The 9022-nt window shown below is 70.7% G+C and carries 7 protein-coding genes; 3 read left to right on the forward strand and 4 right to left on the reverse strand.

The window, feature by feature from the left end; genetic code table 11:
• Positions 1 to 336 precede the first annotated feature (336 nt).
• Both RIN75_RS18425 and RIN75_RS18430 read left to right on the forward strand, forming a co-directional pair.
• Entirely contained in the window at positions 337 to 996 is a 660-nt protein-coding gene (locus RIN75_RS18425) for a peroxiredoxin-like family protein (protein ID WP_309113184.1), read from the forward strand.
• A 240-nt stretch (positions 997 to 1236) separates the two neighbouring features.
• Positions 1237 to 2895 (forward strand): FAD-binding protein, encoded by a 1659-nt coding sequence (locus tag RIN75_RS18430; protein WP_309113185.1) that lies wholly within the window; start codon positions 1237 to 1239, stop codon positions 2893 to 2895.
• A gap of 63 nt (positions 2896 to 2958) precedes the next feature.
• Here the strand turns inward: RIN75_RS18430 and RIN75_RS18435 are convergent, their stop codons facing one another.
• The 4 genes from RIN75_RS18435 to RIN75_RS18450 form a co-directional block, all read right to left on the reverse strand.
• On the reverse strand, positions 2959 to 3828 hold the full coding sequence (locus tag RIN75_RS18435) for an NAD(P)H-binding protein (RefSeq protein WP_309113186.1): 870 nt from the start codon (positions 3826 to 3828) through the stop codon (positions 2959 to 2961).
• A gap of 18 nt (positions 3829 to 3846) precedes the next feature.
• Positions 3847 to 4596: an SDR family oxidoreductase gene (locus RIN75_RS18440; RefSeq protein WP_309113187.1), complete on the reverse strand. Its 750-nt coding sequence runs from the start codon at positions 4594 to 4596 to the stop codon at positions 3847 to 3849.
• A 13-nt stretch (positions 4597 to 4609) separates the two neighbouring features.
• Complete coding sequence (locus tag RIN75_RS18445; protein ID WP_309113188.1) at positions 4610 to 5575, reverse strand: LLM class flavin-dependent oxidoreductase; 966 nt, start codon at positions 5573 to 5575, stop codon at positions 4610 to 4612.
• A 276-nt stretch (positions 5576 to 5851) separates the two neighbouring features.
• Positions 5852 to 7492 (reverse strand): amidase, encoded by a 1641-nt coding sequence (locus RIN75_RS18450; RefSeq protein ID WP_309113189.1) that lies wholly within the window; start codon positions 7490 to 7492, stop codon positions 5852 to 5854.
• Positions 7493 to 7804: 312 nt separating this feature from the next.
• Here RIN75_RS18450 and RIN75_RS18455 point away from each other — a divergent pair, with 312 nt between their 5' ends.
• A complete protein-coding gene (locus tag RIN75_RS18455; RefSeq protein ID WP_309113190.1) occupies positions 7805 to 8755 on the forward strand; it encodes an LLM class F420-dependent oxidoreductase in 951 nt (316 codons plus the stop codon).
• The last annotated feature ends 267 nt before the right edge of the window (positions 8756 to 9022 follow it).

Consider the following 9022-nt stretch of genomic DNA (forward strand, 5'->3'; position numbering starts at 1 on the left):
CGCAACAACACCGACGCCTCGGTCACATCCAAAACGGCACCATCAGCGGCCCGACGCAGGGCACGCCGCATGGCCACCGCACTCGGCCTCGGCTCGGGCGGGGTGATCGAGATGTCCACGGTCACGTTCGGCACCTCTCGTCGATGTCGGACGGTCACTTCCGTCACCACGTAATGACCCCGTTGGAGGCGGACAGGAATCGGCGCGCCCACCTCGTGGTCGCGAAGCGATTCCTTTGCGACCGGCCCAGGGTCTCTAGATCCGAACGGCCGAAGGTGGGCGCCCGACCACGGTCCCACCCGGCTTGAGCAGTACCGAGAACCGAGGAGAACGCACATGACCACCGAGTCGCTGGCCGCCCGGACCGCAGCGCTGACGGCGTCGATGACGAGCCAGGCGCCGGCGGGTTTCCTGACCCCGTTCGAGGCCGAGCAGGCCGCCCTGAGGGCCGCGGGCGTGCCGGCCGGCGTCGCGAAGCCGGGCGCGACGGTGCCCGACGTGCCGCTGCTGGACGCCGCCGGCGAGCCGACGTCGCTGTACCGGGTGACCGACGGTCGCCCGGCCGTGATCGTCACCTTCCGCGGCGCCTGGGGCCCGTACTGCAACGTGGCGCTGAGCGCCTACGAGGCGGAGCTGCTGCCGGTGCTGGCCGAGCGGGGCATCGCGCTGGTCGGCATCAGCCCGCAGAAGCCCGAGGGCACCGCCTCGACGCTGGAGAAGAACTCGCTGACCTTCCCGGTCCTGTCCGACCCGGGCAACAAGCTGGCCACCGAGCTGGGCTTCAACACCGCGCCGACGCCGGACGCGCTGGCCACCCTGGCCAAGCTCGGGATCGACGTCGCGGGGCTCAACACCGACGGCACCACCGGCCTGCCGATGCCGAGCGTGCTGCTCGTGGACGCCGACCACACCCTGCGGTGGATCGACGTCCACCCCGACTACACCACCCGCACCGAGGCGGCGGACGTCGTGGCGGCGCTCGACGCCCTGGGCTGACGAAAAACGGCGCTCGGCACCCCACGCCCCCCGATTTCGGAGGGCGTGGTTCGCCGTGCCGGAAATGCGCGAAAACGGTTCGACGAATATGGAATAACGCAACCCCCGAAGTGCTGTGATCTCGGTCACGTACTCGCGAGTAACATTTATTACAACCGAGCTGTGACGTTGGCTGTCCGTGCTCCTTTTCTCGACCCGATAGACCGATCGGGTTATCAAGGAATGAGAAAGGACTAACGGATGCCCCGCAAAGTCAACGCAGAGTTACCGGCACGTCAACTGTCCCGCCGCCGCCTCTTCGCCGGTTCCGCGGCCGTTGCGCTCACCGCAGCAGGTCCGGGGCTCGGCACGGCATCGGCGGCACCGGAGGAGTCGGGCGAACTGACCGCACGCTCGACCTTCGGACCCATCACCGTCACGCCCAGCGACCCGCAGTACGGGGACCTGGTGCGGCGACAGCTCAACCAGCGGTTCATCGGACAGCCCGAAATGGTGAAGGTCGTCGGCGCGACGCACCAGGTGCAGGGGGTCGTGCAAGCGGCCGTCGACGCGGGCAAGCGCATCACCGTCATCAGCGGCGGCCACTGCCTCGAGGGATTCCCGTTCGAGCCCTCGGTGAAAGTCGTGCTCGACGTGTCCGAACTCGACAACGTGTATTACGACAGCAAGTACAACGCCGTCGCCGTCGAGGCCGGCACGACCCTCCTGGACGTCTACGAGCAGCTCTACCAGACCTGGGGGGTCACGGTGCCGGGCGGCATCTGCCACTCCGTGGGCATGGGCGGGCACGTCGTGGGCGGCGGCTGGGGGATGCTGTGCCGGCGCTTCGGGCTGATCGTGGACCACCTGTACGGGGTGGAGGTGGTCGTCGTCGGCGCGGACGGCAGGGCCTCCACCGTGGTGGCCACCCGCGAGGCGAGCGACCCCAACCGCGAGCTGTGGTGGGCGCACACCGGCGGCGGTGGCGGCAACTTCGGCGTCGTCACCCGGTACCTGTTCCGCTCCCCCGGCATGACGACCTACGACCCCGCCAAGATCCTGCCCAGGCCGCCTCAGAAGGTGCTGCTCAGCGAGATCGGCATCCCGTGGGCCACCCTGACCCGGGACGGCCTGGCGAACCTGCTGAAGAACTACGGCGCCTGGCACGTCGCCAACAGCTCACCGTCGAGCCCCGCCGCGGCGCTGCACGCCGAGATCACCCTCAACCACCAGTCCAAGGGCTTCCTCGGCCTGATGACGCAGGTCGACGCCGCCGTGCCCAACGCCCAGGCCATCCTGGACGACTACCTCAAGACCGTGCTCAACGGCGTCGGTCCGTGGGGTGGGGGCACGCGCACCCTGCCGTGGTTGCAGGCGACGAAGTACATCGGCAAGGCGATCATCTCGTTCAACGACCCGACGCTGCGCGCCGACTACAAGTCCGCGTACATGAAGGCCACGTTCACCGACGCGCAGGCCGGGACCTTCTACGACTTCCTCACCGCGCCCGGCATGGACACCACGGCCATCAGCGTCGGCCTGTCGTCCTACGGCGGCGCGGTCAACGCGGTCCCGTCCGACGCCACGGCCCACTGCCACCGGGACTCCGCGTTCCAGTTGCTGTGGATCACCCACTGGTCGAACCCGGCCGACGACGCCAAGTTCCGCGGCTGGCTGCGGGACTTCTACACCAAGGTCTTCGCCAACACCGGCGGCGTGCCGACGCCCAACGCGCAGACCGACGGCTGCTACGTCAACTACCCCGACACCGACCTCGGGGACCCCACCTGGAACAGGTCGGCCACACCCTGGCACGACCTGTACTACAAGGGCAACTACCCCCGCCTGCAGAGGGCCAAGAAGGCCTGGGACCCGAAGAACATCTTCAACCACGAGCAGTCCATCCGACTGCCCTACTGAAACCCCTCCGCACAACGACGGTGTGCCTGAAAGCAGGCACACCGTCGTGCGAAGCACCAGGGGTCAGCGGAAGATCCCCAGGTGGTCGGTCACCCAGTTCTCGAACGTGCGCGGCGGCCGGCCCACCAGCTCCTCGAAGGTCGGCAGCACCTGGGACGCCTTCTCCTGGAACTCCGGCCGGGTCAGGTTGCCCAGGGTCGTCTCGACGACCAGCCGCTGCCGCCCGGCCCGCTCGGCCGCCTGCGCCACGTCGGCGATCGGCAGCTCGACCAGCTTGAGCGGCTTGCCCAGGGCCGCGGCCAGGATGTCCACGCGCTCGCGGACGTCCAGCGCCTGCGGGCCGCCGATCCGGTAGGTCTTGCCCTCGTGGCCCTCGGTCGTCAGCGCGGTGACCGCCGCCGCGGCCACGTCGCGCGGGTCGATGACGGCGACCTTCGGGTCGACCTGCGCCCAGAACACCGCGCCCCGCTCCTTGACCGGCCCCGCCCACAGCCGGGCGTTGGAGCTGAACTCGCCCGGCCGCAGGAACGTCCACTGTGGACCATCGGGCCGCTCCCCGATCTGGCGCAGCGCCCGCTCGCCGGCCAGGTGCCAGGTGCTGACCAGGTCGGTGAACCCGTACTCCGCCCCGATGATCGACAGCTTGACCAGGTGGCGGACACCCGCCCGCGCCGCCGCCGTGGCGAAGTTCGCGTCGTGCAGCGGGGTCTCCGGCCCACCACCGGTGAGCAGGAACGCGCTGTCCACGCCGGTCAGGGCGTCGGTCAGCGAGTCCAGCCGGCCCAGGTCGCCGGGCACGACCTTCACCTCGCCACCGAGCCCGTGGTCCAAGCCCTGGTCGCGGACGAGTGCCCGCACCTCCTGCCCGGCCGCCACCAGCTGGGCGACCACCTCGCGCCCGACGACGCCCGTCGCGCCCACCACCAGAATCATGGTCTCTCCCGTCGTAGGTCAGGCGGTCGCGCCGCCGTCGAGGACGATGTCGGCGCCCACGGTGAACGAGGACTCCGGCGAGGCCAGCCACAGCACCGTGCGCGCGACCTCGTCGACCGTGCCGATCCGGCCGATCGGCAGGGTGGTCTTCATCCGCTCGGCCTGCTGGGCCTCGGTCTCGCCGCGTATCAGCGAGAGCGGGGTGGCGATCGGCCCGGGGCTGACCGCGTTGATCCGGATGCCGTCGCGGATGTGCTCCACCGCGGCGGTCTTGGTCAGCGCGGTGATCGCGGCCTTGGCCGCCGCGTACCCGCCGGTGTTGGGGATCGTCTTGTGCGGGCCGATGATCGAGGAGATGTTCACGATGGCGCCGCCGCCGTGCTCGCGCATGTGGCGGATCTCGTGCTTCATCGTCAGCCACGTCCCGGTCGCGACCGACAGCGCCCGGGCCCAGTCCCGCGCCGCCAGCTCCGCGACCGGGCCGCCCACCATGACACCGGCGTTGTTGAACGCGATGTCCAGGCCGCCGTGCCGCTGCACGGTCGTGGCCACCATCTCCGCGACGGCGTCCTCGTCGGTGACGTCGAGGACGATGGAACTCGCCTCGCCGCCCGCCGCCTCGATGGCCTTCACCGTCTGGAGCAACGGCTCCTCGTCCAGGCCCGCGACGACGACCGTCGCGCCCTCCGCCGCGAAGGCCTCCGCCGTCGCCCTGCCGATGCCGGTGCCGCCACCGGTCACCAGCGCCACCTTGCCCGCGAACCGCATCGCTGCCCCGATCTCAGTCGACGTTCATGGCGTGCAGAGCCGGCATGACGCCTTCCGCGATCGCCCGGACGTTGCGCTCGTAGTGGTCGAAAGTGCCCATGCGCAACACGATGTGCCGCGCGCCCGCCTCGACGTACTCCGCGAGGTAGGAGGTGAAGTCCTTCGCCGACCCGCCGTAGTAGAGCTGGTAGGCCCGCAGCGGCTCGATGGGCATGTTGTTGTAGCGGTCGGTGTAGTCCTCCAGGCCCGCCAGCGCCTCGGCCGGGTCGTCGTTGATGTTCACCGTGATGTACAGCGACGGCTCGATGGCCAGCGGGTCGCGCCCGGCGGCCTCGGCGACCTCCCGGATCTGCCGCAGCGACACCCGGTACTCGTCCGGGTCGATCCGGACCGGCAGCCACCCGTCGTACTGGGCGCCGGTGCGGGCGACCGCGCGCGGCTTGCCGTTGCTGGCCAACCAGATCTTCGGCCCGCCGGGCGTGGTGGGCGGCGACTGGTTCTCCAGGCCGGTCAGGTCGACGTGCTTGCCGACGAAGTCGCCGTCCTCCCCGCGCCAGTGGCGCTTCCAGAACTCGACCGCTTCGTCCACGCGGCCGGCGCGCTGGGAGTAGGTGGTGGTGACGGCGTCCAGCTCGGCCTTGGCGGGCAGCGGGAACCCGGTGCCCAGCGCGATCCGCAGCCGGTCGCCGGCCAGCTGGTCCAGGGTCACCAGGATGTGCGCGAGGTAGAGCGGGTCGCGCAGCACGGCGGTCAGCGCCGCGGTGCCGATGGTGACCCGGTTGGTGATCATCGCGATGGCGGCCAGCAGGGTGAGCGGCTCGAGCCGGTGCCGGGCGACGAACGAGTCGCCCACCCACACCGAGTCGAAGCCGAGTTCCTCCACCTGCTGGGCCATCTTCATCAGCGGACCGGCGTCGGGGTAACCCAGAATCGCCGTCTCCCGGACCGGCAACGCGATGCCGACTTGCACAGCGGCCATGACCGCGAACCTCCTAATACGCCCCAGACCGCCACGGCTCACGAGGCTTTCCGTTGTGTTGCAAGGGATTGGCGACCGCGGCTACGGTGGGGTGCCGGCGAGGTCCCGGACACCCGCTCCGTCCCGCGCTTTCATGTCGCGTCAGTCCCCCAGCGTCGGGCCGAGCCGTCCGACCCCCTGCGGGCCGGAATGGTGACCTCCCCATCATCGTGACTGGTGTTCGACCGGCCATCTCCGAGATTGCTGAGTGCTCGTACCGGACGGAATGCCGGGATTTCACCGCCGCCAGTCGGTGATCCGCCCGTCGGCGCGGAAGCGCAGCGCGGGGTCGGCGTACCGGGCCTCCGGCACCGCGTACAGGGCGTCCACACCGGCCCGGACGTCGGCGTAGCCCAGCGCGAACGCCTGCACCTCGCCGTCGGACGGGGACAGGGTGGCCCCGGCGAACAGCGCGCGCACCGCGGCCAGGTCGGCGGGGTCGGCGGCGGGCGGGGCGCCCGGCGCCGGCGGCTGCGCGTCGGTGCCCGGGTCCATCCCCGGCACCCGCAGGTGCCAGTCGGTGCGCGCCTGGAACGCCTCGCCCGCGCGCACCGCCGCGGCCTCCCCGAACGCCGGCGCGGCGATCTGGAGCGACAGCGGCAGCCCCGAGTCGGTGAAGCCCATCGGCACGGCCAGCACCGGGTTGCCGATGCAGTCCCAGTAGCCGGTGTGGATCAGCGCGCCGAGCGCGGTGATGTCGCCGGACAGGTCGGCGTAGGACGGCGAGCCCATCGACGCGGTGGGACAGACGATGAGGTCCACGGTGTCGAAGAGCCGGGCCACCGCGTCCTGGGCGACCCGGCGGACCCGTTGCGCCTGCACGTAGTCCGCGCCGGACACCAATGCGCCCTGGGCGAGCATCCACCGGGTCGCGGCGAAGTAGTCGAACCAGCGCGCGTGCATGTCCGGCCGGTGGTAGGCGAGCCCTTCGCTGGTCATCGTCACCTGGTGGACCGTCATCACCTCGGCCCGGTACGGCAGCGCCACCTCGACCAGCTCCGCGCCGGCCGCCGCGAACTCCGCCAGCGCCGCCTCGAACGCGGTGGCCGTGGCCGGGTCGCCGTGCGCGGGGAAGTGCCCGTCGCGTGCCACGCCGATGCGCACGCCGGTGAGGTCGAAGTCCAACCGGTCGGGCAGGGCGAACGGCGCGTCCACCGAGTCCGGGTCGCTTTCGTGCCGGCCCGCGACCGCCGCGAGCACGTCCGCGCAGTCCCGCGCGGAGCGGCCGATCATGCCGATGTGGTCGAGGCTGTAGCCCAGCGGCAGGCAGCCGGACTTCGGCACCCGGCCGAACGTCGGCATCAGCCCGCTCACCCCGTTGAACGCCGCCGCCATCCGGATGCCGCCCGCGGTGTCGGTGCCCAGCCCCGCGAAGAACATCCCCGCCGCGACCCCGCTGGCACTGCCCGAACTGGACCCGCCCGCCCACGTCGAGAGGTTCCACGGGTTGCGCGGCAACGGGAACGGCTTGTCCGGGTCGGGCAGGCCCAGCGCGAACTCCATCGTGGTCGTCTTCCCGGTGATCACCGCGCCCGCCGCGCGCAGCCGCGCCATCACCGGCCCCTCCCGGCCGTCGCCCCAGTTCCGGTCGAACACCAGGCTCTGCGAGGTGGTCGGCCCTTCGACGGTGGGCATGATGTCCTTGATCCCCACCGGGATCCCGTGCAGCGGCCCGCGGTCGACCCCGGACGCCAGCTCGCCGTCGGCCCGCTCCGCGGCGCGCAGCGCCTGCTCGTCGAAGCGGGACAGGTACACGCCGAGCGCGTCGTCGGCCTTCTGCGCGGCCGCGATGGACGCTTCGGTCAACTCGACGCTGGTGACCTCGCCGGCGCGCAGCGCGGCGGCCGCGGCGGTCAGGGTCAGGGGTGATTCGGGCATCACGGACCTGCTTCCTGGGCTTGGGGTGGAGTGGGGTGAGCGCGCGACGCCGAACCCTTCGCCGGGCCGGAGATTCCCCGCGGGCGCGCATCACGTTTCCCCCATCGGGGGGACGGGTGTCAAGCCGCTACCCGCGGGCACACCCGAACGGCCGACCGCGATATTCCCTGTCGGAGCGAATATCAGCCCACCCTCGCACGCCCGCGATTCCTTTCGCGCCGGAGCCGGGTCTCTACTGCGGAACACCGCCCGCCGTCGTTGACGCCGCACCGGCCGACGCGGCCAGATCCGCATGACGAGGAAAGAGCGAGCATGGCCATCAAACACAGCACGTTCCTGCCCACCGGGTACACCAACGACCTGGCTGGCTTCACCGACCCGGTGGAGGCGTTCGAGACGCTGGTGCGCATCGCCAAGACCGTGGACGAGGCGGGCTACGAGTCGGTCTGGGTGGCCGACCACTTCGTGCCCGTCCCGCCCTCGCAGGCGTTCCTGTTCGAGTCGTGGTCCGTGCTGACGGCGCTGGCCCGGGAGACCGAGCAGGTCCGCCTGGGTCACATGGTGACCGGCAACAGCTACCGCAACCCGGCCCTGCAGGCCAAGATGGCGTCCACCGTGGACGTGATCTCCGGCGGCCGGTTCACCCTGGGCATCGGCTCGGGTTGGTACGAGCCGGACTACACCGCCTACGGCTACGAGTTCCACGACGCCGCCGAGCGCCTGCGGATGCTGCGCGAGGCCGTCCAGGTCATCCGGGCGATGTGGACCGAGGAAGAGGCCACCTTCGAGGGCAAGTACTACCAGATCAACGGCGCGATCAACCAGCCGAAGGGCTTGCAGTCGCCGCACATCCCGATGCTCGTCGCGGGCGCGGGCGAGAAGATGACCCTGAAGATCGTCGCGGAGTTCGGGGACGCCTGCAACGTCATCGAGAGCCCCGAGGGCCTCAAGCGCAAGTTCGGCGTCCTCAAGAACCACTGCGACAACGTGGGCCGCGACTACAGCGAGATCCGCAAGACCACGTCCACCCTGTGCATCATCGCCGACACCGACGAGGAGGCCGTCGCGGCCACCCCGCCGTTCGTCGGCGCGATCTACCCGGGCAACGTCGCCGAGTACGGCCTGATCGGCACCGTGGAGACCATCCACGAGCGGATCGCGGCGTACGAGGAGGCGGGCGTGGAGGAGCTGGCCGTGTCCTTCCTCAACCCGTTCGACCTGGACGTGCTGCGCACCTACGCGTCGGAGTTCATCAAGAAGTAGGAAACCCGGGGCAAGAGGCAACGCACTTCGCGCACACACCGCCGCACCGTCGCACCGCTGCTCCCGCGCAGCAGCGCTGCACACCCCGGCTCAGCCCGGGTTCCCGCGCGAAGCGCGTTGCTTTCCTGCGCCAAAGGCACGCTTTACACCGAAGGCGTTTGCCGTCCGCGCGAAACGCGGTTGCTTTCGCGCCGCAGGCGTTGCTTTCGCGCCGCAGGCGCCCCCTATGGGCTATCAGCCACAGGAAGGGCCTCGGTTCGTCCCCCG

Origin of the sequence: Saccharothrix sp., from assembly GCF_031180885.1 — a bacterium.
Classification (GTDB): domain Bacteria; phylum Actinomycetota; class Actinomycetes; order Mycobacteriales; family Pseudonocardiaceae; genus Actinosynnema.